The sequence below is a fragment of the Stappia sp. G46H5W genome (assembly GCF_058448995.1).
In genome coordinates this window covers 210938-234367 of the sequence record NZ_JBZFLL010000006.1, presented here as the reverse complement: position 1 = coordinate 234367, position 23430 = coordinate 210938, and the positions used below count along the sequence as shown (strand labels likewise).

The 23430-nt window shown below is 64.5% G+C and carries 18 protein-coding genes; 5 read left to right on the top strand and 13 right to left on the bottom strand.

Features of this window, described 5'->3' with window-relative positions; all coding sequences use genetic code 11:
- Positions 1–5: 5 nt before the first annotated feature.
- The 8 genes from ACVJ6E_RS19355 to ACVJ6E_RS19320 all read right to left on the bottom strand — a co-directional run bounded on the left by ACVJ6E_RS19355 (position 6) and on the right by ACVJ6E_RS19320 (position 10949).
- A complete protein-coding gene (locus tag ACVJ6E_RS19355; protein ID WP_147421910.1) occupies positions 6–383 on the bottom strand; it encodes a hypothetical protein in 378 nt (125 codons plus the stop codon).
- A gap of 124 nt (positions 384–507) precedes the next feature.
- Positions 508–2151 (bottom strand): ABC transporter ATP-binding protein, encoded by a 1644-nt coding sequence (locus ACVJ6E_RS19350; RefSeq protein ID WP_120270540.1) that lies wholly within the window; start codon positions 2149–2151, stop codon positions 508–510.
- 7 nt (positions 2152–2158) lie between these two features.
- Positions 2159–3325 (bottom strand): ABC transporter permease, encoded by a 1167-nt coding sequence (locus ACVJ6E_RS19345; protein WP_120270541.1) that lies wholly within the window; start codon positions 3323–3325, stop codon positions 2159–2161.
- 4 nt (positions 3326–3329) lie between these two features.
- Positions 3330–4439 carry a microcin C ABC transporter permease YejB gene (locus tag ACVJ6E_RS19340; RefSeq protein ID WP_120270542.1) on the bottom strand — a complete coding sequence of 370 codons (1110 nt, stop codon included), beginning with the start codon at positions 4437–4439 and terminating at the stop codon, positions 3330–3332.
- A gap of 92 nt (positions 4440–4531) precedes the next feature.
- The gene (locus ACVJ6E_RS19335) at positions 4532–6418 is read right to left on the bottom strand and encodes an extracellular solute-binding protein (RefSeq protein WP_120270543.1); all 1887 of its coding nucleotides are present in this window, start codon (positions 6416–6418) and stop codon (positions 4532–4534) included.
- A complete protein-coding gene (locus ACVJ6E_RS19330) occupies positions 6418–8349 on the bottom strand; it encodes an extracellular solute-binding protein (RefSeq protein WP_120270741.1) in 1932 nt (643 codons plus the stop codon). The genes ACVJ6E_RS19335 and ACVJ6E_RS19330 overlap by 1 nt, the downstream gene beginning before the upstream one ends.
- 179 nt (positions 8350–8528) lie before the next feature.
- Positions 8529–9917, bottom strand: a complete 1389-nt coding sequence (locus ACVJ6E_RS19325) for a sensor domain-containing diguanylate cyclase (protein ID WP_120270544.1) — start codon at positions 9915–9917, stop codon at positions 8529–8531.
- A 351-nt stretch (positions 9918–10268) separates the two neighbouring features.
- Positions 10269–10949, bottom strand: a complete 681-nt coding sequence (locus ACVJ6E_RS19320) for a c-type cytochrome (RefSeq protein WP_491676513.1) — start codon at positions 10947–10949, stop codon at positions 10269–10271.
- A 279-nt stretch (positions 10950–11228) separates the two neighbouring features.
- Here ACVJ6E_RS19320 and ACVJ6E_RS19315 point away from each other — a divergent pair, with 279 nt between their 5' ends.
- The 3 genes from ACVJ6E_RS19315 to ACVJ6E_RS19305 are packed head-to-tail and all read left to right on the top strand — an operon-like array spanning position 11229 to position 13941.
- Positions 11229–11993 (top strand): 3-deoxy-manno-octulosonate cytidylyltransferase, encoded by a 765-nt coding sequence (locus tag ACVJ6E_RS19315; RefSeq protein ID WP_491676512.1) that lies wholly within the window; start codon positions 11229–11231, stop codon positions 11991–11993.
- Positions 11994–12006: 13 nt separating this feature from the next.
- Positions 12007–12897, top strand: a complete 891-nt coding sequence (locus ACVJ6E_RS19310) for a prephenate dehydratase (protein ID WP_120270547.1) — start codon at positions 12007–12009, stop codon at positions 12895–12897.
- Between the two features lie 42 nt (positions 12898–12939).
- Positions 12940–13941, top strand: a complete 1002-nt coding sequence (locus ACVJ6E_RS19305) for an adenosine kinase (protein WP_120270548.1) — start codon at positions 12940–12942, stop codon at positions 13939–13941.
- A 97-nt stretch (positions 13942–14038) separates the two neighbouring features.
- On the opposite strand, the gene ACVJ6E_RS19300 is transcribed toward ACVJ6E_RS19305, so the two are convergent.
- Together ACVJ6E_RS19300 and dapB are read right to left on the bottom strand one after the other, a co-directional pair.
- Positions 14039–14659: a 2,3-bisphosphoglycerate-dependent phosphoglycerate mutase gene (locus tag ACVJ6E_RS19300; protein WP_120270549.1), complete on the bottom strand. Its 621-nt coding sequence runs from the start codon at positions 14657–14659 to the stop codon at positions 14039–14041.
- Between the two features lie 39 nt (positions 14660–14698).
- Positions 14699–15502 (bottom strand): 4-hydroxy-tetrahydrodipicolinate reductase, encoded by an 804-nt coding sequence (gene dapB / locus ACVJ6E_RS19295; RefSeq protein ID WP_120270742.1) that lies wholly within the window; start codon positions 15500–15502, stop codon positions 14699–14701.
- A 286-nt stretch (positions 15503–15788) separates the two neighbouring features.
- Between dapB and ACVJ6E_RS19290 the strand changes: the two genes are divergently transcribed.
- Together ACVJ6E_RS19290 and ACVJ6E_RS19285 are read left to right on the top strand one after the other, a co-directional pair.
- Positions 15789–16907: an autoinducer 2-binding periplasmic protein LuxP gene (locus ACVJ6E_RS19290; protein WP_158592750.1), complete on the top strand. Its 1119-nt coding sequence runs from the start codon at positions 15789–15791 to the stop codon at positions 16905–16907.
- Positions 16904–19687, top strand: coding sequence for an EAL domain-containing protein (locus tag ACVJ6E_RS19285; protein ID WP_120270551.1), 2784 nt, complete (start codon positions 16904–16906; stop codon positions 19685–19687). The genes ACVJ6E_RS19290 and ACVJ6E_RS19285 overlap by 4 nt, the downstream gene beginning before the upstream one ends.
- Before the next feature lie 113 nt (positions 19688–19800).
- On the opposite strand, the gene pnp is transcribed toward ACVJ6E_RS19285, so the two are convergent.
- The 3 genes from pnp to truB form a co-directional block, all read right to left on the bottom strand.
- Entirely contained in the window at positions 19801–21918 is a 2118-nt protein-coding gene (gene pnp, locus ACVJ6E_RS19280) for a polyribonucleotide nucleotidyltransferase (RefSeq protein ID WP_120270552.1), read from the bottom strand.
- A 262-nt stretch (positions 21919–22180) separates the two neighbouring features.
- Positions 22181–22450, bottom strand: coding sequence for a 30S ribosomal protein S15 (gene rpsO / locus ACVJ6E_RS19275; protein WP_120270553.1), 270 nt, complete (start codon positions 22448–22450; stop codon positions 22181–22183).
- Positions 22451–22453: 3 nt separating this feature from the next.
- Positions 22454–23428, bottom strand: a complete 975-nt coding sequence (truB, locus tag ACVJ6E_RS19270) for a tRNA pseudouridine(55) synthase TruB (RefSeq protein ID WP_120270554.1) — start codon at positions 23426–23428, stop codon at positions 22454–22456.
- Positions 23429–23430: the final 2 nt, after the last annotated feature.

Genomic DNA, 23430 nt, shown 5'->3' with positions numbered 1-23430 from the left:
CCGCTTCAGCGACGTCGCAACGGTAGAGAGTAGCCGCCGCTTGCCGAGGATATGTAATAGTTGCTTCCCGCTTTCAGAATATAGAAGTAGTCGGAGTGCTCCTTCTTTCCCTCGCAGGTTCTGAATTCGATTGTCAGAAGCCCATGCCGATCAATCTTGTATGTATGCGGATCTTTCCCTCCACATGCCTTTCCGTTGGCAAGGCGAAAATGGTTGTCTTTCTTGAAAGTAATGCCTGGAGGCGGCCAGATGGACGAACCGAACCGTTTACCGACAATGAGCGCCCTCACCTGATCTCCGGACAGCTGCTGTTGCGCCAATGCCGGAACGGCCGCCGCAAAGCTCAGAATCGAGAGGCAAATCAGAACCTTAATGGAATACATCGAACTCTCCCTCGCAATCATGCGAGTTTAGCAAGATACCCTCTCGCCTTACACGCAAAAGATGGCTCCGGGGGAGCGCGACTGCCCTCGTGGTCTTTCCACCCTCGCAAGGAACGGCTCGCTCCTACTCGCTGACGATGCCGGTGTCCGCCGTTTCCATGCGGAAGGCGGCGGCCATAAGCGCCTTGGTGTAGTCGGTCTTCGGCGCGTCGAAGACATCGACGGCCGACCCCGCCTCCACCACCTTGCCGGACCGCATGACGATCACCTCGTTGGCGAGCGCGCGCACCACCTTGAGATCGTGCGAGATGAAGAGATAGGCAAGGCCATGGCGCTTCTGCAGGTCGCGCAGCAGGTCGACCACCTGCGCCTGCACGCTCATGTCCAGCGCCGAAGTGGGCTCGTCGAGCATGACGAATTTCGGCTGCAGCACCATGGCGCGGGCGATGGAGATGCGCTGGCGTTGGCCGCCGGAGAACTCGTGCGGATAGCGGAAGCGGGTCTCGGCATCGAGCCCCACCTCGACCAGCGCAGCGGCGACCCTCGCGTCCCGCTCGTCCGCGGTGATGCCGGGGAAATGCACGGCGAGGCCTTCGCCGACGATGTCGGCCACCGACATGCGCGGGCTGAGCGAGCCGAACGGATCCTGGAAGACGATCTGCATGTCGCGGCGCAGCGGACGCATGTCCTTCCACGACAACGTATCGATCTCGCGGGCACCGAACCGGATCTTGCCGGTGGAAGAGATCATCCGCAGCAGGGCGAGGCCGAGTGTCGTCTTGCCGGAGCCGCTTTCTCCGACGATGCCGAGCGTCTGGCCTTCGCGGACCGTCACGTCGATGCCGTCGACCGCCTTGATGTGATCGACGGTCCGGCGCAGCAGGCCGCGCCTCACCGGGAACCACACCTTCACGTCGCGCGCTTCCACCACCACCGGCCGGCTCTCGTCCGTCACCGGCGGCTTGCCCTTGGGCTCGGCTGCGATCAGGTGGCGGGTGTATTCATGCTGCGGATTCTCGAAGACCTCGCGCACGGTCCCGCTTTCGACGATCTTGCCTTTCGTCATCACGCAGACCCGGTCGGCGACCTTGCGCACGATGCCGAGATCATGGGTGATGAAGAGCATCGCCATGCCGACGTCGCGCTGCAGCTCCTTCAGAAGCTTGAGGATCTGCGCCTGCACGGTGACATCGAGCGCGGTGGTCGGTTCGTCCGCGATGAGCAGGTCCGGCTCGTTGGCGAGCGCCATGGCGATCATCACGCGCTGGCGCTGACCGCCAGAAAGCTGGTGCGGATAGCTCTGCAGTCGGCTCTCGGGATCGCGGATGCCGACTTGGTCGAGCAGTTGCACCACGCGCGCACGCGCCGCGGTCTCGCCCATGCCGCGATGCAGCTTCAAGACCTCGGCGATCTGCTTTTCCACCGTGTGCAGCGGATTGAGCGAGGTCATCGGCTCCTGGAAGATCATCGAGATCTCGTTGCCGCGAATGCGCCGGAGGGCGGCCTCGTCGGCCTTGAGCACATCCTCACCCTTGAACAGGATCTCACCGGTCGGGTGCGATGCCGAGGGATAGGGCAGCAGCTTCACCGCCGAAAGGGCGGAGACCGACTTGCCCGAACCGGATTCGCCGACCAGCGCCACCGTCTCGCCAGGACCGATGTCGAAGGAGATGCGGTCGACCGCTGTCTGCGTGACGCCGTTCTGGGTGAAGGCAACCGAGAGCTCGCGGACGGAGAGCAGCGGCCGTTTGGTCTGTTCGCTCGTCATGGGGTCCTCACACGAAGCTCTTGCGCGGGTCGAACGCGTCGCGCACCGCTTCGCCGATGAAAATCAGCAGGCTGAGCATGGTCGAGATGACGATGAAGCCGGTGATGCCGAGCCAGGGCGCCTGCAGGTTGTTCTTACCCTGCGCCAGCAATTCGCCGAGCGAGGCAGAGCCCGGCGGCAGGCCGAAGCCGAGGAAGTCCAGCGCCGTCAGCGTCGAGATCGAGCCGTTCAGGATGAAGGGCATGAAGGTCAGCGTCGCTACCATCGCGTTGGGCAGCAGGTGCCGCCACATGATCGTGGCATTGCCGACGCCGAGCGCCTTCGCCGCCGTCACGTATTCGAAGTTGCGGGCGCGCAGGAACTCCGCCCGCACCACGCCCACCAACGCCACCCACGAGAAGGCGAGCAGGATGGTGAAGAGCGTCCAGAAGCCCGGGATAAGCACAGAGGAAACGATCAGGATCAGGTAGAGCGTCGGGATCGCCGTCCAGACCTCGATGAAGCGCTGGAACAGCAGGTCGACCCAACCGCCGTAATAGCCCTGCACCGCGCCGGCGGCGATGCCGACCACCGAGGAGGCAAGCGTCAGGGCGAGGCCGAACAGGACGGAGATGCGGAAGCCGTAGACCAGCCGCGCGACGACATCCCGGCCCTGGTCGTCGGTTCCGAGCCAGTTCCAGTTGCCGAGCGTGCAGTTGGGGTCCTCGGCGCCGAGCGGATAGCGGCTGCAGCGCTCCTGCTTGTCGAGCAGCCACGAGGGCGGCGCGGGTGCCGGCACCGGAATCTCGTTGTTGACCGTACGATAGGAATAGCGGATCGGCGGCCACAGCATCCAGCCGTTGGCGTTGATCTCTTCCTGGATATACGGGTCCCGATAATCGGTCACCGCGAGGAAGCCGCCGAACTTCTCCTCCGGATAGTCCACGAAGATCGGTGCAAGCACCTCGTCCTTGTAAACGACGACGACCGGCCGGTCGTTGACCAGGAACTCGGCGATGAGCGACAGGCCGAACAGGACGAGGAAGATCCAGAACGACCAGTAGCCGCGCCGGTTCGCCTTGAAGTTGGTCAGGCGGCGCCGGTTGATCGGCGACAGCCAGCCCTTCGGCCGGCCGGGATGCGCGCCGACTGCGGCGGTTGCGGTGGTGCCGGCAGTTTCTGTCCGCAGGTCCATGGCCTCAGACCTCCCGGCTCTCGAAATCGATCCGCGGATCGATCCAGGTGTAGGTCAGGTCGGAAACGAGATTCACCAGCAGGCCCATCAGCGAAAAGATGTAGAGCGTCGCGAAGACGACCGCATAGTCGCGGTTGATCACCGCCTCGAAGCCGAGCAGGCCGAGCCCATCGAGCGAGAAGATCGTCTCGATCAGCAGCGAGCCGGCGAAGAAGGACGAAATGAAGGCCCCCGGGAAGCCGGCGATCACGATCAGCATCGCATTGCGGAAGACGTGGCCATAGAGCACCTGCCGCTCGTTCAGCCCCTTGGCGCGGGCTGTCTGGACATACTGTTTGCGGATCTCGTCGAGGAACGAGTTCTTGGTCAGCAGCGTCACCGTCGCGAACGCCGACAACACCATCGCGGTCAGCGGCAGGGCCAGATGCCAGAAATAGTCGACGATGCGCGCGGGCCAGGACAGCTGCTCCCAGTTATCCGATGTGAGGCCCCGCAACGGGAACCAGTCGAGGAACGAGCCGCCGGCGAACAGGACGATCAGCAGCACCGCGAAGAGAAAGCCGGGGATCGCGTAGCCCACCACGATCACGGCGGAGGTCCATACATCGAAGCGCGTGCCGTCCCGCACCGCCTTGCGGATGCCGAGCGGAATCGAGATCGCGTAGGAGATGAACGTCATCCAGAGCCCGAGCGAGATGGACACGGGCATCTTCTCGACGATCAGGTCGATCACCGAAATATCTCGGAAATAGCTCTCGCCGAAGTCGAAGCGGGCATAATCCCACAGCATCCCGGCGAAGCGCTCCAGCGGCGGCTTGTCGAAGCCGAACTGACGCTCCAGTTCCTTGATGAACTCCGGATCGAGGCCCTGGGCACCGCGATATTTCGATCCCGCGGAAGCGGCATCCCCGACCGTATCGGCGCCGCTGCCGGCGAAGTCGCTGCCTCCACCCGAGATGCGCGCGGTGGCGGAGACATCCGTCCCCTGAAGCTGGGCGATGACCCGCTCCACCGGCCCGCCGGGGGCGAACTGGATGATGATGAAGTTGATGGCCATGATGCCGACGAGAGTCGGTACGATCAGCAACAGCCGGCGCAGGATGTAGGCGCCCATCGTGTCAGCGATCCCTTGTTTTCCGGGCGCCGGCCGGCTCATCCGCCGTGCCGCGACCGTAATGTCTGGTGCCCTGGAACGTGTACTGCATGTCAGCGCATGCCGATTCGCTCCGCGCTCTCCCGGTCGTACCACCAATGGAGTTCGGGCGCGAAATCATGCGTGGGCGGCTTCTCGGGGTGTCCGAACACATCCCACATGGCGACCGTATGCACCGCCTTGTACCAATGCGGCACCCAGTAGTAGCCGGCACGCAGGATCCGGTCCAACGCACGAGCCGCAACCGTCATCTCCTCGCGGGTGGATGCGGAAAGAATCTTGTCGATCATCGCGTCGACAGCCGGGTCGGCGATGCCGGACAGATTGGTCGAGCCGGGCTGGTCAGCCGCCTCCGAGCCCCACATCTGGCGGATTTCCTCGCCGAGGGTCGGCGACAGGGCATATCGCCGAGAGACGACATCGAAGTCGTAGTCGTTCATCCGCGACTGGTATTGCGCCGGATCGACCACACGGAAATTCGCCTTGATGCCAAGGCGCTCCAGATTGCCGACATAGGGCAGGACCACGCGTTCGAAGGTCGTTGTGTTCGAAAGAAACTCGAAGGCGAAAGGCTCGCCGCTCGGCAGGAGCAGGCGTGCCCCCTCTCGCCGGCATCCCGCCTCGCGCAGCAGGCGGTCGGCCTCGCGCAGCATGGAGCGGTCCTGTCCGGACCCGTCCGAAACCGGCGGCAGAATCGCCGGGCCGAACACCTCGTCCGGCACCTTGCCGCGCCACGGCTCCAGCAGCGCCAGTTCGGCAGCATCCGGCTCGCCTTGCGCAAGCATCGGCGAATTCTGGAAGAAGGACGTCGTGCGCTTGTAGGCGTCGAAGAAGAGCGCGGTGTTGGTCCACTCGAAATCGAACACCAGACCCAGCGCCCTGCGGACACGCGGGTCCGAGAATTTCTCCCGCCTGAGGTTCAGGAACCAGCCCTGCGCACCCGCTGGCCGGCCGTCCGGGAGCTCCTCGCGGATCACCCGGCCGTCCTCGACAGCGGGAAAGTTGTATTCCGTCGCCCAGGTCCGGGCGACGAACTCCTCGCGGAAGGTCATCACGCCCTTCTTGAACGCCTCGAAATCCACCTGCCGGTCACGGAAGAACTCCAGCCGGATACGGTCGAAATTGTAGTGGCCACGGCTGACGGGCAGGTCCGCCGCCCACCAGTTCTTCACCCGCTCGTACTCGACGAAGCGACCGACCTCGTGCCGGCCCACCTTGTAGGGACCGGAGGACAGCGGCGGGGTCAGCGTCGTCTGGGCGAAGTCGTAGCGGGAATAATAGGCCTTCGACAGGATCGGCATGCCCGCCGCGATCAACGGCACCTTGCGCGACTGCTTTCCGGAAAACTGCAGCGCGACCCTGTGCGGTCCCTCGACACGAACCTCGGAAAGTTCGCGCAAGACCTGGCGGATCGAGGGATGCCCAAGCTCCTTGAGCGTCACCAGCGAGAAGGCAACATCTTCCGCAGTCAGCGGGCTCTCATCATGGAACCGCGCCTGCGGCCGCAGGGAGAAGGTATAGACATTGCCGTCCCCGGAGACCTCCACCGTCTCGGCAACGAGACCATAGACGGCATCCGGTTCGTCCAGAGCGCGCACCATCAGCGTGTCGAAACACAGCTCCATACGCGGCGGCGCGTCGCCCTTCAGGATCAAGGTGTTGAAACTGTTGAAGGTCTGCGGGTTCTGGTTATAGGCCCAGGACGGCGCCGAGAACACGATGCGGCCGTCCTTCGGGGCATCCGGCACCACATAGTCGAAGTGGGTGAAATCCGGAGCGTATTTCAGGTCGCCGAACACGGAAAGCCCGTGCCGCGGCGCATCCGCGCCGCTGGCCGCCGGTGCCGCGCGAGAGGCGAGCGGCAACAGCGTCGTCGCGCAAAAGGCCATCGCTCCACCGAGAACCTGCCTGCGATCCAGTTTCAGCGGGCCACCCGTCATCACTGCGCCCCCCGAACAGCCGCCGCCTTTTCTGCATCCCACCACCAGATGGCCGGAAAACCATGCGTATATTCCGGCAGTTCCGAAGGGTGGGAGAACCTGTTCCAGCGGGCGGTGCGGTCGACGTCGGAATAGAACTGCGGCACCACATAATGGTTCCACAGCAGGACCCGGTCGAGCGCATGGGTCGCGGCCACGAGTTCGTCGCGGTCCTTGGCGAAGATGACGCGCTCGATCAGCTTGTCGACGGCAGGATTCTTGATGCCGCCATAGTTGCGCGACTGCGGCCGGTCGGCGGCGTCCGAACCCCAGAAATCGCGCTGCTCGTTGCCGGGCGACAGCGATTGCCCCCAGACCAAGGTGGCCATGTCGAAGTCGCGATTCTGCACGCGGTTGATGTATTGCGGCACATCGATGAGGCGGAGCACCGTCTTGACGCCGATATTCTCCAGGTTCTTCGTGTAGGGAAGAAGCCCGCGCTCGGCCGACCGGTCAAAGTAGATGAACTCGATGCTGAACTGCTCGCCGGTCTTCGCGTCGACCATGCGCCCACCGTCGAGCTTGTACCCAGCCTCGCGGAAGAGCCTCACGGCCTGACGCAGGTTCTCGCGCACATTCTGCGGATTGCCGCCGACCGGATTCTCAAAGGGCTTGGTGAATACCTCGGGCGGAACCTCGTCGCGCACGGTCTCCAGGATTTCCAGCTCCTTGCCGGTCGGCAGCCCTGAAGAGGCGAGCTCCGTGCCGGCGAAATAGGAACCGATCCGCTTGTGCAAGCCCGCGGAGACGACCGCATTGGTCGTCTCGAAATCATAGGCATAGTTGAGCGCTTCACGAATCCGGGGATCCTGAAACTTCTCGCGGCGCAGGTTGGGGACATAGGCCTGCATGCGGCCGCTGGCCTTGTTCGGAAATTCCTCCAGCACCACGCGCCCCTCGCGCACAGCGGGGAAATCATAGGCCTTGGACCAAACGTTGGCGCTCAGCTCTTCCCGAAAATCGTACTGATCGCCCTTGAAGGCCTCCAACTCGACGGCGGAATCCAGGAACACGTCGTATCGCACGACGTCGAAATTATAGGATCCGACGCGCACCGGATGCTCTTTCGCCCAATAGTCCTCGAGACGCTCGTAGACGATGTTGCGGCCGGGCTCGAAAGAACGGATGCGATAGGGACCGGACCCGAGCGGCGGCTCCAACGTCCCGCGTGCGATGTCGCGCGACTTCCCGCTCGCATCCTTTCCTTCCCACCAGTGCTTGGGCAGGATGATCAGCTGTCCGACGATCTTGGGAAGCTCGCGGTTGCCGGCGGCATCGAAGGTGAAACGGATGACGCGCTCGCCGACGGCCTCCGCCTTTTCGACATGACGGTAGTAGAAGGCCTGGCTCGGGTTGACCTCCTTGATCTTCCCGAAGCTCCAGATCACGTCGTCGACGCTGATCGGCGTGCCGTCGTGCCAGCGTGCTTGCGGGTTCAGCCGATACTCAACCCAGGAATAATCGGCCGGATAGCGCATCGCCTCGGCGATCAGTCCGTATTCGGAGTTGATGTTGATCTCATCGAGCGCCGGCTCCAGCAGCGAATCGTACATGAGCCCGAGACCTGGGGCCGGGTTGCCCTTCGACAGGACCGGATTGAGCGTATCAAAACCGCGGCTTTCGCCAAGGCGGACGATGCCTCCCTTGGGCGCATCCGGGTTGACGTAGTCGAAATGCTTGAAATCCGCGGGGTATTTCGGCTCACCGCTCAGAGACGAGGCATGCCGCCATTCAGGCTCTTCCTGCGCGTCCGCGACCGACAGGCCGGCCAACAAAAGGCACAGCGCAACCAGCGGGAGGGCGGCGATCCAGGGGAGGACGGCCTGCCGCCTGACGTCGGCGCGGCCCCGGCTGGATGAGTGAAGGAAAGCGCTCTGGCGATCTGTCTGCATCATGGCGATTGAACGGATCCGTCTGTTTTGGCGCGGCACGCGCCCTCATGGCCGCGCGGCTGCGCCGGCGTGGTTGCCCTCAGGTCATATTAGGGAGTTGTGCCGCCCACCGACAGACGTGAAACGCTTCATGACGAAAGTTTAATCGTGATGGAACCCGCCGGCGGGCCGAGCCGGGGTCAGGCGGCGGCGAGTTTTTCGCGGTACATGCGCTGGTCCGCAAGCTCGAGAATCTCGGGGATCGTGGTTGCGTCGTCGGGATAAACCGCCCAGCCGACACTGGCCCGGATGGCGATCACATGGTCGCCGGTCCGTACCGGCTCGCTGACCGCATCGCGCAGCCGCGCCGCGATATGGGTGGTGCTCTGGAGATGGGTCATGCCCGGAACCACGACAACGAACTCGTCGCCGCCGATCCGCGCGATCGTATCGGATTCCCGCGTCTCCTCGCGCAACCGCTTGCCGACCTCGCGCAAAACCATGTCGCCGACCGCATGGCCGAAAGTGTCGTTGATCGGCTTGAACGCATTGAGATCGACGAAGAACACCTGGAAACCGAGACCCGTACGTTCGCTGAGGGCGGCCAGTTGCTCCAGCCGGTCTTCCAGAAGGCGGCGATTGGGTAGGCCGGTCAGCGCGTCATGCAGAGCCATGGACCGCGCCCGTTGCTGCGCGATCACCAACATCGCCGAGAGGAAGGCGATTGCGAAGGTCACGCCGAGGCCGACCATCTGGGCGATGCGAACCTCGGGGAAGCTCGTCGGCCAGCCGGAGACCGGCCGGCTTGCCATCTGCCAGGTGCCGTTCGGCAGGCTGACCGGCAGCACCACCGCTCCCCCGTCAAACAGGTTCGGATCGCCCATGACCATTCCGCCAGCAGACCCGAGGCCATCTGCGCCGCGGATGGCGAACTGATAACCGTTCATCTCCGGCCGGATGCCGGCGTCCTCGAACAAGGCATCCATGTCGATCACGACGGAGGCTATACCCCAATAGCGGCGTTCGGCGTTGGCCTCGTCGTCATCGACGGGGATCAGAACCGGCGAGCGCGCGATCAGGGACCGCCCGCCCTGAACCAGATCGACCGGCCCGGCGACCACGGTGCGCCTTTCCTCCATCACCCGCTTCACCACTGCCCACTGCGCCTCGTTCTTTGAATAATCGAGACCCAGGACCCTCAGGTTTCCGAGCAGCGGATAGACGTAGCGAACCACGTTGTCCGGAGCCAGCGCGACGAGCTTCACATGGTTGTTGAGCGAGGAAATCTCCTCCGCGAACCGGCGGAACTGACGCTGGGTGAGATCGCTGTTGATGGCAGTGAAGCTGACGAGCCCCTGCGAGATGTAGATCGTCGCGCCGATTGTCCCCTCCAGCCGGGCTCTCGCCTCCGACAGACGGGACAGCGTTTCGTTCTGCAGGCGCTTCTGGGCGTTTTCCGTCAGCAGCGCGGAGATGTAGCTGGTGAGGGCAACGCCGAGGACGCAGATTGCCATGACAACGACAAAGGCGATCGTCCGATGCTTCCATCGGATGAGCGCCAATTCCTTGCCGCCGGACGCCTGCGTCATGGCCCCTCTCTTGCCAACGATACGCGCGTGGAAACGAACTTCCCGACCCGCGAGCGTGTCGCTCAGGCCCGGCGTCCCCACCCCTGATAAAACTGCGTATCACGTACCGGTTAAAGAGGTATTTGCAGACGAATGGCGGCCGTCCCCCAAGGGGCAGCGCCTCGATACCCCGCAACCGGCAAGGGTTATAATGGAAAGTCGGGCGTCATCCCAGAAGGAACGCAGCGTAAATTTGCGCCGGAGATCTTTCCTGACTGAAGGGCAGCGGCGGCCGGAAACGGAAAAGGCCGGGCTGACGCCCGGCCTCCTGATCTTCGTTCCAAGTCGGTGGCGCAAGGCGCCGAACAGGCATTACTGAGCCTGCGTGCCTTCCGCCGGAGCCTCGGTAGCCGGGGCCTCGGTCGCAGGCGCTTCGCTCGCCGGAGCCTCAGTGGCCGGAGCCTCGGTGGCGGGCGCTTCAGCTGCAGGCGCTTCCGTTGCCGGAGCCTCGGTCGCGGGCGCTTCAGCTGCAGGCGCCTCGGTGGCCGGAGCCTCTGCCGCCGGGGCCTCAGCTGCAGGCGCCTCCGGCAACGGCAGCGGATTGTCCGACAGCGTGCGCAGATAGGCGATCAGGTTGGCGCGATCCTCGGGCTTGCGCATGCCGGCATAGCCCATCGAGGTACCGGAAACTTCCTGCTTCGGGGCAGCCAGGAAGTGATCGAGGTTCTCGTAGGTCCAGGCCTCATGCTCCTGGGCGTAAGCCTGCATGCCGCTGGAATAACGGAACCCGTCATGCGCAGCCGGAGCACGGCCCACCACCTGCCACAGGCCCGGGCCAACCTTGTTGGCGCTGGCGCTGGAGAAGTCGTGGCACGACGCACAGGCGCGGGTGAGCTTCTCGCCGTCTTCCGCCGATGCAGTCTGGAGGCGAGCCGCGATCGGCTCGACCTGCGGGGCTTCTTCGGCCGGAGCCGAACCGGTATCTGCCTCGGCCACGACGATCTCGTAGCCCGGCTTCTCAGGTGCGTCCTGATGGAAAATGATTTCCGACACGATGCCGAGTCCCATCGTGAGGAGGAGGACGGACAAGATCGCACCGGCGATCATATTTAGCTTGGCAGAATTCATTCCCGCTGGCTCCAACTCCCTCGGTTGCTGCAAGGCCAACGCGAGAAGGCCCCGCGCAACGCGGCGCGTGGTGAAAAAGTCGCCGGAAACTACAAAGTTTTTGACGCTCGTGTCCATAGGTTTAAAAGGGCAGTCCATGATACAAATCATCGCATGTTGCCGCCGGGCGTGCCCCGCACCCTTCCGGCGCCCGAAAGGCCGCCCGTGACGACCCCTGCAGACCTGTCCGCTTTGGTGGTGATTCCGGCGCGGATGGCGTCCACGCGCCTGCCCGACAAGCCTTTGGCGCTCATTGCCGGCAAGCCGATGATCGCGCATGTGATCGAACGTGGGCTGGCCGCCGAGATCGGTCCCGTCGTCGTTGCCTGCGACCATCCGGACATCAAGGCGGCGGTCGAGGCCTTCGGCGGCACCGCGATAATGACCGATCCCGACCTGCCGAGTGGCTCCGACCGGGTGCGGGCCGCTGCCGAAGCGGTCGACCCGCAGCGCCAGCACGGCATCGTGCTCAACCTGCAGGGCGACGTACCGCTGATCGACCCGGACGCGATCCGCGCCGCCTTCGATCCCCTGGCCGATCCGTCCGTCGACATCGGGACCATCGCAACGGAGATCCGCAGCGAGAGCGGCAAGACGGACCCCAGCTACGTCAAGGCGGTGGGAACGCCGGTCGGCGAGCGTCGGCTGCGCGCGCTCTACTTCACGCGCGCAACGGCACCGACAGGTCCCGGCCCGCTCTACCAGCATATCGGCCTTTATGCCTATCGGCGCTCCGCGCTCGACCGCTTCGTGTCGCTGCCGCCCTCGCCGCTTGAAATCCGTGAGAGTCTCGAGCAGCTTCGGGCGCTCGAGGCCGGCATGCGCATCGATGTCGGTCTCATCGACAGCGTGCCGATGGACGTCAATACGTCCCGCGACCTCGAAGCCGTGCGGGCCGTCTTCGCATCCCGCGTCTCAAACCCCAGCTGACAACCGGTCGAACATGACGAACAAGAAGCGCATCGTCTTCCAGGGCGAGTACGGGGCCAACTCGCACATGGCCTGCCACAATGTCTATCCCGACTATGAAGCCGTGCCATGCTCCACCTTCGAGGACTGCTTTACCGCGCTTGAAAGCGGCGATGCCGACCTCGGAATGATCCCGGTCGAGAATTCCGTCGCCGGCCGCGTGGCGGACATCCACCACCTGCTGCCGCAATCCTCGCTGCAGATCATCGGCGAATATTTCCTGCCCATCCGCTTCCAGCTGATGGGCCTGCCCGGCGCCCGGATCGAGCAGCTCAAGAGCGTCCAGAGCCACGTCATGGCTCTCGGCCAGTGCCGCAAGATCATCCGCGAACTCGGGCTCCGTGCGATCGTGGGGGCCGACACTGCCGGCTCCGCCCGCCAGATCGCCGAGGCGGGCGATCCCACCGCGTCCGCCCTGGCGCCGCAGATGGCTGCCGAGGCCTATGGCCTGGAGATCCTGCGCCGGGACGTGGAGGACGAAGCCCACAACACCACGCGCTTCCTCATCCTGTCGCGCGATGCGGTGCGTGCGGAAAACAACGGCCAGCCCGTCATCACCACCTTCATCTTCCGTGTGCGCAACGTCCCGGCCGCCCTTTACAAGGCGCTCGGCGGCTTCGCCACCAACGGCGTCAACATGACCAAGCTGGAATCCTACCAGCTTGAGGGTCAGTTCTTCGCCTCCATGTTCTATGCCGACGTGGAAGGCCATCCGGACGACCGCAGCGTCTCGCTGGCGCTGGAGGAACTGGAGTTCTTCTCCGCCGAGCTCAAGCTGCTCGGCATCTATCCGGCCAGCACGTTCCGCGACAAGATTCGCGAGCCCGAGGCCAACCGCGCCTTGCGTCCGACACCCGGCATCTGAGGGCCGTTCTCGCCCGACACCAGAAGGGACATTTACACGACCATGACCAGCCAGCGCTTCGATACCTTGTGCATCGGCAATGCCATCTGCGATGTCTTCGCCCATGTGGAAGAGGATTTCCTCGTTCAGGAAAAGCTCGTGAAGGGCTCGATGCGCCTGATCGACACCGAGGAGGCGGTGCGTCTCTACGGCCGGATGGGGCAGACCACGCGGATTTCCGGCGGCAGCGCCGGCAATACGGCCGCCGGCGTTGCCGCCCTCGGCGGCGCCTCGGCCTATTTCGGCAAGGTCGCCGAGGACGAACTGGGCGCTGCCTTCCGCCATGACATGCGCGGCACCGGCGTGCACTTCGAGACCCCCGTCCTCGTCGACGGCCCGCCCACCGCGCGCTCGATGATCCTGATCACGCCGGATGGCGAGCGGACCATGAACACCTATCTCGGCGCCTGTGTCGAACTGTCGGAAAAGGACATCGATGCAGAGACGGTCGCCGCCTCGGCGATCACCTACATGGAAGGCTACCTGTGGGATCCGCCGGCAGCCAAGACCGCCTTCCTGAAGGCGGCCGAGATCGCCCATGCCAACGGCCGCAAGGTCAGCCTGACGCTGTCCGACAGCTTCTGTGTCGACCGCTACCGGTCCGAGTTCCTCGGCATGCTGCGCGACGGCACCATCGATCTGCTGTTTGCCAACGAGCACGAATTGAAGGCGCTGTACGAAACGGCGGACCTCGACACCGCGATCGCAGCCGTTCGCCAGGACTGCCCGACCACGGCACTGACCCTCGGCGCCCACGGAGCCATGGCGATTTCGCGCGAGGAGACGGTGCGCGTTCCGGCCTCTGCCGTCACCGATGTGGTCGACCTGACCGGTGCCGGCGATCTGTTCGCCTCCGGTTTCCTGCTCGGCCAGGCACGCAATTACGACTTCACGACATCCGCCGAGCTCGGCTGCCTTTGCGCCGCGGAAGTCATCGGCCATGTTGGCGCCCGCCCCGAGCGGTCGCTGAAGCAACTTGCGGGGCAGCAGGGCTTCGGTCTCTGACCGCCTGAGACCCAATTCGCCGCAAGGCAAAAGAAAACGGCCGCGCCCCAGGGCGCGGCCGTTCCTGTTCATGACACGTGCAAGGCGCCGTGCCGTCTCAGTCGGACAGGTCCTGGACCGAGGAAACCTTGCCCTCGTCCGTCAGCCGGTAGACGATCGGCGCGCCGGTCGCGAGCTCGCGCTTGAGGATCTCGTCCGGCGAAAGGCCTTCCAGCTCCATCACCAGCGCCCGAAGCGAATTGCCGTGCGCGGCAACGATCACCCGCTTGCCGGCAAGCACCTGCGGCAGGATCTCGGAGCGGTAGTAGGGTAGAACGCGCTCGGCGGTCATCTTGAGGCTTTCGCCGCCCGGAGGGGGAACGTCGAAGGAACGGCGCCACACATGCACCTGCTCCTCGCCGAACTTCTCGCGCGCCTCGTCCTTGTTCATGCCCGTCAGGTCGCCGTAGTCGCGCTCGTTCAGCGCCTGGTCGCGGATCGTCTCCAGACCGTCCTGGCCCAACTCCTCGAGGATCAGCTTGAGGGTGTTCTGGGCACGCGAGAGATCCGACGTAAAGGCGATGTCGAAGGCAAGCTTCAGATCGCGCAGCTTGCCGCCGGCAGACCGCGCCTCGGCGATGCCCTTCTCGGTCAGGCCGGGGTCCTTCCAGCCGGTGAAAAGGTTTTTCAGATTCCATTCGCTCTGCCCGTGGCGCACGAGCACAAGAAGATGTTCCATTGCGAGACTGTCTCCAGGTCGGATGGCGGAGGATGAAGCTCAGTCGCGCAGACCGAGTACATCCTCCATCGTGTAGAAGCCGGGCTTCCTGTCGCGGGCCCACAGGGCCGCCTTCACCGCGCCCCGGGCAAAGATCTGCCGGTCCTGGGCGTGATGGGACAGAGTGATGGTTTCCAGCGGACCGGCGAAGAGCACGCTGTGATCGCCGATGACCGTGCCGCCGCGCAGCGTCGCGAAACCGATATCGCCGCGCGGACGCTCGCCTGTAATGCCGTCGCGGCTGCGCACGCTGCGCTCGGCAAGGTCGATGCCTCGCCCCTTCGCTGCAGCCTCGCCCAGCAGGTAGGCCGTGCCGGACGGCGCATCGACCTTGTGCCGGTGGTGCATCTCCAGCACCTCGATGTCGAAGTCTTCGTCCAGCGCCGCGGCCGCGCGGCGGACCAGCGCCGCGAGCAGATTGACGCCAAGGCTCATGTTGCCCGACTGGACAACGCGCGCATGGCGAGCAGCGGGACGGATCGCGGCAAGGTCGTCCTCGCCAAGACCGGTCGTTCCGATCACGTGGACGATCCGCGCCTGCGCGGCCAGTTCGGCAAAGTGCCGCGAGGCGGCCGGTGCGGTAAAATCCAGGACACCGTCGGTTGCGGCAAAGGCCGCGAGCGCATCGTCGGTGACGGAGATGCCGTTCGCCTGCAGACCGGCAAGAATGCCGCAGTCCTGCCCGATCGCGGAAGAGCCCGGCCGCTCGACCGCTGCCGAAAGCTTGACGCCATCAATCTGCGAAATCGCACGGATCAGCGCACCGCCCATGCGTCCGGCAGCCCCCACCACCGTCAGGCGCATTTCGCTCATTCCGCAACTCCGCTCGTGATCAACCGGCCGCTGTCCGGCCCCTGCGCGGGGTATAGCAGGTTGACCGGCTTGCGCAACGGCGCAGCCCACCGGAATGTCAGCGCAAGCTCGAAGCCGCGCGCGCGGCATCCGCAGGACACGGCACCCATCGCCTCCGTCCACAATCGAGGCGGATTTTTCACATTTTCTCAATTGTATGGTGATCTCTTGCATGTGTCTGGCCAATCAGACAGACTTCTGGAAATGGCTGCCGCAGCGGAATGCTACCGTGAGAAGAATGCGACTGCTCTTTCCATTTCTTTTCCTGCTTTTCTTGGCAATGCTCCCGCCCGGCATCGCCAGATCAGAGTTTGGCCGCACCTCTCTTGCCGAATTCTGGGAACTTCCTGATTTTTTTAAGGAATTTCCCCTACAGCGCGAACTGAGCGCGGAGTTCACTCAACGCGTGCAGGGCGGCGCGGTTCCCGTTGAAGCGCCCTCGCTGCCCCCAGCGCGCATTGCCGTCATCTATCCAGCCATGCAGGTCTCGGACTACTGGCGACGAAGCATCGTGGCGCTGGAGCGCCGACTGGATGAACTCGGCATCCGCTACGAGGTGACGTCCCAGTTCACGCTTCCCGGTCAGGAAGTCCGCGAACAGACCCAGCAGCTTGCAGAGGTGCTGAAGTCCGACCCCGACTATCTGATCTTCACGCTGGATGTCCTGCGCCACAAGGTGCTCGTGGAGCGTCTCATCGCGCGCGGCCGGCCGAAGATCATCCTCCAGAACATCACGACGCCCGTGCGCGACTGGGGCCGGGACCAGCCGTTCTTCTATGTCGGCTTCGATCACGCCACCGGCGCACGCCTGATCGCCGAGCATGTTCTGGAAACCCGGCCGCAGCCGGAGACCTTTGCCATCTTCTACGGGCTGAAAGGCTATGTCAGCCGTGCCCGCGGCGAACCGTTCCGGCTTGCCATGGCAGAGCGCTCCGAGAAGCGGCTCGTCGCCTCCTACTATGTCGGCTTCAACCGCGAGAAAGCACGCGCATCGGCGACCGAACTGTTGAAAAGATACCCGAATCTCGGTTTCATCTACTCCTGCTCGACCGATATCGCCCTTGGTGTCGCCGATGCGATAGAAGCCGCCGGCCTGACCGGAAAGGTTGCCACCAACGGCTGGGGCGGCGGCAGTGCGGAACTTGATTACCTGATCGACGGGCGCCTCGAGGCGACGGTCATGCGCATCAACGACGACAACGGCGTTGCGATGGCCGAGGCGATCTCGCTCGATCTCCAGGACCGCAAGGACGAGATCCCTCTCGTCTTCTCCGGCTCTTTCGCCCTCGTATCCTCGGATGACGCAATGCCGCGAATCGAAGAGCTGAAACGGAGGGCGTTCCGCTACTCACAATGACACGCAGGGCCGACTTCCGCTTCAATCGCTTCGTGCTCGGCCTGTTTGCAGTCGCGCTCCTGACGACGTCGGCCGTGCTTTTCGCGATCAGCTATGTCAGCAGCCTGACCATCGCAGACAAGGAGCTGAAACGCTTCGCCCGCAAGGAGGCGACGCTCGCCCGCCTCGTCTTCGATCAGACATTCAGCCGGCTCGACACCTATCTGCGCGCACTGTCGGAAAATGCCGCACTCAGGCGCGCCGTCAGGGCGCGAGACGAACGGCTGGTGCTGCAGATCCTCTCCGAGGGCGTCCGCCAGCCGATCGGAGCGCAATTCGAGCTGCTCAGGATCGACCTGCCCGACGCCCCGGACTGGGTGGATGCCAGCGCCTCGCTCTACGACCTCGACCAGATCCTGACAGCGCACCTGCGCTCGCGCATGCCGGGCGGCCAATGGCATCTGTTTACCGGCGGCGACACCACCAGTGCCCAAAGCGCCCCGGTGCTGCTTGGCGCCCTCTCCATTCCGCTCGTGGACGACAATGACGGCCGAGTGCTCGGTCAGTTGACCGGCGGATATGTCTTCAACGACAGCAAGTACCTGCTGGACGATCTGGCCAAGGCGCTCGACACGGACAGTCTTGCGCTGTTTCTCGACGATCGGGTGATCTCGGCCAGCGGCGATCTGCGAGACGCGATCCGCAGCGACACAGCGGTTGTGAAGCAACTCGGCAGTCTCGGAGAACTCGACCATGCCCTGGCAAACGACCGGCTGCTGATCCGCTCCCTTCTGGAGCAGGCACCGGCCAGCCGGCCGCTATACCTTGTCAGCGATCGGCCGGGCGAGACCATCGAGAATATCGATGCGACCTACCAGACCCTGTTCACGCCGTTCCTGCTCTATGGGCTGGCGGGCGCCCTGCTCGGGGCCTATGTGCTGCACAGGTTCACCAGCCCGGCGCTGGAGCGGCTCGTCAAATATGCTGCGCGGATCCGACAGGACACGTCCGACCTGACCTACCGACCCGGCAAGATCCGCGAGTTCAATGCCCTCGGCGTCGCATTGCAGGAGGCGTTTCGCGACCTCAAGGAGTCGGATGCGCAGTTCCGGGCACTCATCGACGAGTCCCTGCAGGGCGTGTGTATCCATTCCAACCAGCGGGTTCTTTACATCAACGACGCGCTGCTGCGGCTGCTCGGCCGCGATAGCGAAGACCGGCACAAGGTGATCGGCCTGTCGGTGCTGGACCTGTTCGCGCCAGAAGAACACGAGCGGCTGAAGTCCTATGCCAGGGCCCGCGAGTCGGGCGCGAGCGCACCCGAGGTCTACGAGGCGCGCGCGCTGTCGCAAACGGGAGACCGGGTCTGGGTGGAGCTGCACCTGCGCCAGACACGCTGGAACGGCGCCAGCGCCTATCACGTCACGGTGTCGGATATTTCAGAGCGCAAGCGCCAGGAAGAGTTGATCGTCCGCCAGGCCAATTTCGACGGGCTGACCGGCCTCCCGAACCGCACCTTGTTCCGTGACCGACTGGTGCAGGCGATGTCCCGCGCGCAGTGGGACGGCAACATCGTCGCGCTGCTGTTCCTCGACCTCGACCGGTTCAAGAACATCAACGACAGCCTCGGGCACAGTGTCGGCGACCAGTTGATCCAGGAGACAGCCAAACGCATCGGCGCGGTGCTGGACGACCATGACACGGTCGCGCGCCTGGGCGGCGACGAATTCGCCGTCATTCTCAGCAATGTCCGCAGCGTGATGGACGTCGAGATGAAAGCGGCCCGCTTGCTCGCCCATCTGGCGCGCCCGCTGACCGTCGGCGACGACGTCGAGGTGTTTGCCACCGCCAGCATCGGCATCACCGTGTTTCCCAGCGACGGGCGCGACGACGAATTGCTGCTGCGCCAGGCCGATACGGCGATGTATCACGCCAAGGCAGACGGCGGTAACAAGCTGCGCTTCTTCTCCGCCCACATGAACGAGCAGGTGGCACGGGCGCTGGACACCGAAAGCGCCCTGCGCAAGGCACTGGAACGGCGCCAGTTCACGTTGAACTATCAGCCGGTGATCGACATCGCTCACAACCGGATCGCCGGTTGCGAGGCCCTGGTCCGCTGGACCGACCCCGAACGCGGGCCGATCTCTCCGGCGGAATTCATTCCCATCGCCGAGACCACGGGACTGATTGTCCAACTCGGGGCGTTCGTTCTGGAGGAAGCCTGCCTGTTCTACCAGAACTGCGCCGAACAGGGCTTGGACCTGCCCGGCATCAGCGTCAACGTCTCGCCGCGCCAGTGCCGGGACGAGAAATTCGTCGAGCTCGTCCATGAAACGCTCGAGCGCACCGGCATGCCGCCGGAGCGCCTGCATCTGGAAATCACCGAAAGCGTCATGTTCGACGAGACCGGCAGCGACCCGGTGGAGACGCTCAACGCGATCCGTCGGCTTGGCATAGGCCTGTCGCTGGATGACTTCGGCACCGGTTTTTCGTCGCTGAGCAACCTGAAGCGGTTCCCGATCGACGTCCTGAAGATCGACCGTTCGTTCATCCGCGATCTGGAGACCGACCGGGACGACCGCGCGCTGGTCGAGGCGATCGTGGCGATGGCCGGCAGCCTGGGGATCACCGTCGTTGCCGAAGGCGTGGAGACCGAGGGCCAGTGCACGCTGCTGGGCAGGCTCGGCTGCACCCGCATCCAGGGTTTCCATCTCGGCCGGCCGATGCCCGACGACCGCTTCCGCGAGTATCTCGAGGCCTATGACGGATCGTCCCGGCCGCGCAAGACCGGCACGGCCTGACACCGGTTCTTCGCCGCGCACACCGCCTCTTCCCGTTGGTCAAACGAAAACGGGCCGGAATGATCCGGCCCGTTTCCTCATGTCTTGCAGTCGAAGGCTTTCGCCGGAAGACCTCAGGCCTCCGCAGCGATCTCCTTGCCGGTCTCCTGGTCGACGACCTTCATCGACAGGCGAACCTTGCCGCGCTCGTCGAAGCCCATCAGCTTCACCCAGACCTTGTCGCCTTCCTTGACCACGTCGGTGGTCTTGGCAACCTTCTGCGGAGCCAGCTGCGAGATGTGGACGAGACCGTCCTTCGCACCGAAGAAGTTGACGAAAGCACCGAAGTCCACGGTCTTGACGACGCGGCCCTCGTAGATCACGCCCACTTCCGGCTCGGCAGCGATGGAGTTGATCCAGTTGATCGCAGCCTTGATCGCCTTGCCGTCGGAGGAGGCGACCTTGACGGTGCCGTCGTCCTCGATGTTAACCTTGGCGCCGGTCTTCTCGACGATCTCACGGATGACCTTACCGCCGGAGCCGATGACTTCGCGGATCTTGTCGACCGGGATCTTCAGGACCTCGATACGCGGGGCATGCTCGCCGAGCTCGGCGCGCGCCTCGGACAGGGCCTGAGACATCTCGCCGAGGATGTGGATACGGCCGTCGCGCGCCTGATCGAGCGCGACACGCATGATCTCCTCGGTGATGCCATCGATCTTGATGTCCATCTGCAGCGAGGTCACGCCATTGGCGGTACCGGCCACCTTGAAGTCCATGTCGCCGAGGTGATCCTCGTCGCCGAGAATGTCGGAGAGCACCGCGAAGCGGTCGCCTTCCTTGATCAGGCCCATGGCGATACCGGCCACCGGCGCCTTGAGCGGCACACCGGCATCCATCAGCGCCAGCGAGGTACCGCAAACGGTCGCCATCGACGAGGAGCCATTGGACTCGGTGATCTCGGACACGACACGCAGCGTGTACGGGAACTCGTGATGCGCCGGCAGGAGCGGATGAACCGCGCGCCAGGCGAGCTTGCCGTGGCCGATCTCGCGGCGGCCGGGCGAACCCATGCGGCCGGTCTCGCCGACCGAGTAGGGCGGGAAGTTGTAGTGCAGCATGAAGGTGGACTTGTAGGTCCCCTCCAACGCGTCGACGAACTGCTCGTCCTCGTTGGTGCCGAGCGTCGCGACGACGAGCGCCTGGGTCTCACCACGGGTGAACAGGGCCGAACCGTGGGTGCGCGGCAGGATGCCGGCCTCGGAGACGATCGGACGGACCGTCTTCAGGTCGCGGCCGTCGATGCGCTCGCCCTTGTCGAGGATGGCGCCGCGGACGATCTCCGCCTCCAGCTCCTTGAACAGGCCGCCGACGACGACCTTGTCGATGCCGGCGTCACCGGCCTCAGCCGCCAGCGTCTCGATCGTCTTGGCCTTGGCGGCGTCGATGGCGTTGCGGCGTTCGGTCTTCTCGCGGATGGCATAGGCGGCCGTCAGGTCGCCGGCGGCCAGCTCCTTGATCCGGCCGGCAAGCGCGGAGTGATCCGGCAGGTTGAGCGCACGCGGCTCGCGGGCCGCGGTCTCGGCCAGCTTGATGATCGCCTCGATCACCGGCTGGAAGCCCTTGAAGCCGAACATCACGGCGCCGAGCATGAGGTCTTCGCTCAGCTCCTTGGCCTCGGACTCGACCATCAGCACCGCTTCGCCGGTGCCGGCCACGATCAGGTCGAGAGCCGATTCCGACATGTCGTCGACCGCCGGGTTGAGAACGTACTCGCCGTTGATGTAGCCGACGCGAGCGCCGCCGATCGGGCCCATGAACGGCACGCCGGAGATGGTCAGCGCCGCGGAGGCGGCAACCATGCCGACGATGTCCGGGGCGTTCTCCATGTCATGCGATAGGACGGTGATGATCACCTGGGTATCGCACTTGAAGCCGTCGACGAAGAGCGGGCGGATCGGGCGGTCGATCAGGCGCGAGGTCAGCGTCTCGTGCTCGGACGGACGACCCTCACGCTTGAAGTAGCCGCCCGGGATCTTGCCGGCCGCGAAGGCCTTTTCCTGGTAGTTCACGGTCAGCGGGAAGAAGTCCTGGCCCGGCTTCGGCTCACGGGCCGAAACGATGGTGGCCAGCACCTTGGTCTCGCCATAGGTGGCGAGCACGGCGCCGTCGGCCTGGCGGGCGACCTTGCCCGTCTCCAGCACCAGCGGACGACCGCCCCAATCGACTTCCACGCGATGAATATCGAACATGTTGTTATCCTATTTCGGTCTCCCGGCCCGCATCAGACACGCGGCCCGGGTTGCTCCCATGGGCAGGCGCAGGCGGCATCGTGCCATCTGCGCCATGAAGTGACGCGCCATGGGCAAGACAGCAGGTGGCTCGTTTCCGCCCGGCATGCAGCCGTTGCGTTCAAGCCACCTGCTATCCTGCCCCATGACCGTCTTTCGCCGCCATTCGGGCGGCAGATGCGCAAACGCGGCGCCCTTGCGGACGCCGCGTTGCCCGTGCCGGTTAGCGGCGCAGGCCGAGGCGCTTGATCAGGTCCTGATAGCGGCCTTCTTCGGTCTTCTTCAGGTAGTCGAGAAGAGACCGGCGCTGGCTCACCATCTTCAGAAGGCCGCGGCGGGAATGGTTGTCCTTGCCATGGCTCTTGAAGTGTTCGGTCAGGTTGGCGATCCGCTCGGAGAGAATGGCGACCTGCACATCGGCAGAGCCCGTATCACCTTCCTTGATCGCGTATTCCTTGATCAGTTCCGCCTTGCGTTCAGCGGTAATCGACATCGGTCATGTCCTTTCAACGATAATCGCCCCGGACGTGTCCGGAGCGAGATTGAAGACGCGCCGCGGCAAGAGTTCCCCGCGTTCGATCTCGCCGATCGCCACCAGTTCTCCCTGAGTGGTCACTGACACGAGGCCCGAAAACGCCGGGGCATCCCGCCCGCGCAGCAAAACGCCCTGCCCCCTTCGGAGGCGGGCGGCATCCTGCCGGCTGACGGCCAGCGCCGGGATGTCGTCCAGCGCGGTCTCTACAGGCAGAATGAAGTCGGCATGGGCCTCGGTCAGGCCCGTGCCGGGCGCACATTGCCCCAACTCCTCAAGAGTTTCCAGCGGAATCATGTCCTCCTCGTCGAAAGGACCGACGACAAGGCGCCGCAAGGCGGCAACATGACCGCATGTACCGAGCCGCTCCGCGATGTCGCGGGCGAGCGCGCGCACATAGGTGCCCTTGCCGCATTCCGCCTCGAAAACCGCGTGGTCACGGTCGGGGCATTCCACCAGATCGAGCCGGTGGACATCGATTTCGCGCGCGGCGAGCTCGACCTCGTCGCCGCCGCGGGCAAGGTCATAGGCGCGCGCACCGTCCACCTTGATGGCGGAGTATTTCGGCGGGACCTGGCTGATCGTCCCGGTAAAGGCCGGCAGCACGGCCGCGATCTCGCCTGCATCGGGGCGCCCGTCGCTGGTGGCGATCACCGCGCCTTCCGTATCGTCGGTCTCCGTCGCCTCGCCCCAGCGCACCGTGAAACGGTAGACCTTGCGCCCGTCCATCGCGAAGGACACGGTCTTGGTCGCCTCGCCGAAAGCCACAGGCAACAGGCCGGAGGCGAGCGGGTCTAGCGTGCCGGCATGACCGACCTTTTCGGGATGGAAGATCTTCTTCAACCGCGTCAACGCATCGTTGGAGGTGATGCCGACGGGCTTGTCGAGCACCAGCCAACCGTCGATGCGGTTGCGGTTCGCTTTCCTGCGGCGTCCCATGC

What these genes read in the sequence shown, in the direction of transcription:
- ACVJ6E_RS19355 (WP_147421910.1), bottom strand. Translation starts at nt 383, where the DNA reads ATGTATTCCATTAAGGTTCTGATTTGCCTCTCGATTCTGAGCTTTGCG.
- ACVJ6E_RS19350 (WP_120270540.1), bottom strand. Translation starts at nt 2,151, where the DNA reads ATGACGAGCGAACAGACCAAACGGCCGCTGCTCTCCGTCCGCGAGCTC.
- ACVJ6E_RS19345 (WP_120270541.1), bottom strand. Translation starts at nt 3,325, where the DNA reads ATGGACCTGCGGACAGAAACTGCCGGCACCACCGCAACCGCCGCAGTC.
- ACVJ6E_RS19340 (WP_120270542.1), bottom strand. Translation starts at nt 4,439, where the DNA reads ATGGGCGCCTACATCCTGCGCCGGCTGTTGCTGATCGTACCGACTCTC.
- ACVJ6E_RS19335 (WP_120270543.1), bottom strand. Translation starts at nt 6,418, where the DNA reads ATGACGGGTGGCCCGCTGAAACTGGATCGCAGGCAGGTTCTCGGTGGA.
- ACVJ6E_RS19330 (WP_120270741.1), bottom strand. Translation starts at nt 8,349, where the DNA reads ATGCAGACAGATCGCCAGAGCGCTTTCCTTCACTCATCCAGCCGGGGC.
- ACVJ6E_RS19325 (WP_120270544.1), bottom strand. Translation starts at nt 9,917, where the DNA reads ATGACGCAGGCGTCCGGCGGCAAGGAATTGGCGCTCATCCGATGGAAG.
- ACVJ6E_RS19310 (WP_120270547.1), top strand. Translation starts at nt 12,007, where the DNA reads ATGACGAACAAGAAGCGCATCGTCTTCCAGGGCGAGTACGGGGCCAAC.
- ACVJ6E_RS19305 (WP_120270548.1), top strand. Translation starts at nt 12,940, where the DNA reads ATGACCAGCCAGCGCTTCGATACCTTGTGCATCGGCAATGCCATCTGC.
- ACVJ6E_RS19300 (WP_120270549.1), bottom strand. Translation starts at nt 14,659, where the DNA reads ATGGAACATCTTCTTGTGCTCGTGCGCCACGGGCAGAGCGAATGGAAT.
- dapB (WP_120270742.1), bottom strand. Translation starts at nt 15,502, where the DNA reads ATGCGCCTGACGGTGGTGGGGGCTGCCGGACGCATGGGCGGTGCGCTG.
- ACVJ6E_RS19290 (WP_158592750.1), top strand. Translation starts at nt 15,789, where the DNA reads ATGCGACTGCTCTTTCCATTTCTTTTCCTGCTTTTCTTGGCAATGCTC.
- ACVJ6E_RS19285 (WP_120270551.1), top strand. Translation starts at nt 16,904, where the DNA reads ATGACACGCAGGGCCGACTTCCGCTTCAATCGCTTCGTGCTCGGCCTG.
- pnp (WP_120270552.1), bottom strand. Translation starts at nt 21,918, where the DNA reads ATGTTCGATATTCATCGCGTGGAAGTCGATTGGGGCGGTCGTCCGCTG.
- rpsO (WP_120270553.1), bottom strand. Translation starts at nt 22,450, where the DNA reads ATGTCGATTACCGCTGAACGCAAGGCGGAACTGATCAAGGAATACGCG.
- truB (WP_120270554.1), bottom strand. Translation starts at nt 23,428, where the DNA reads ATGGGACGCCGCAGGAAAGCGAACCGCAACCGCATCGACGGTTGGCTG.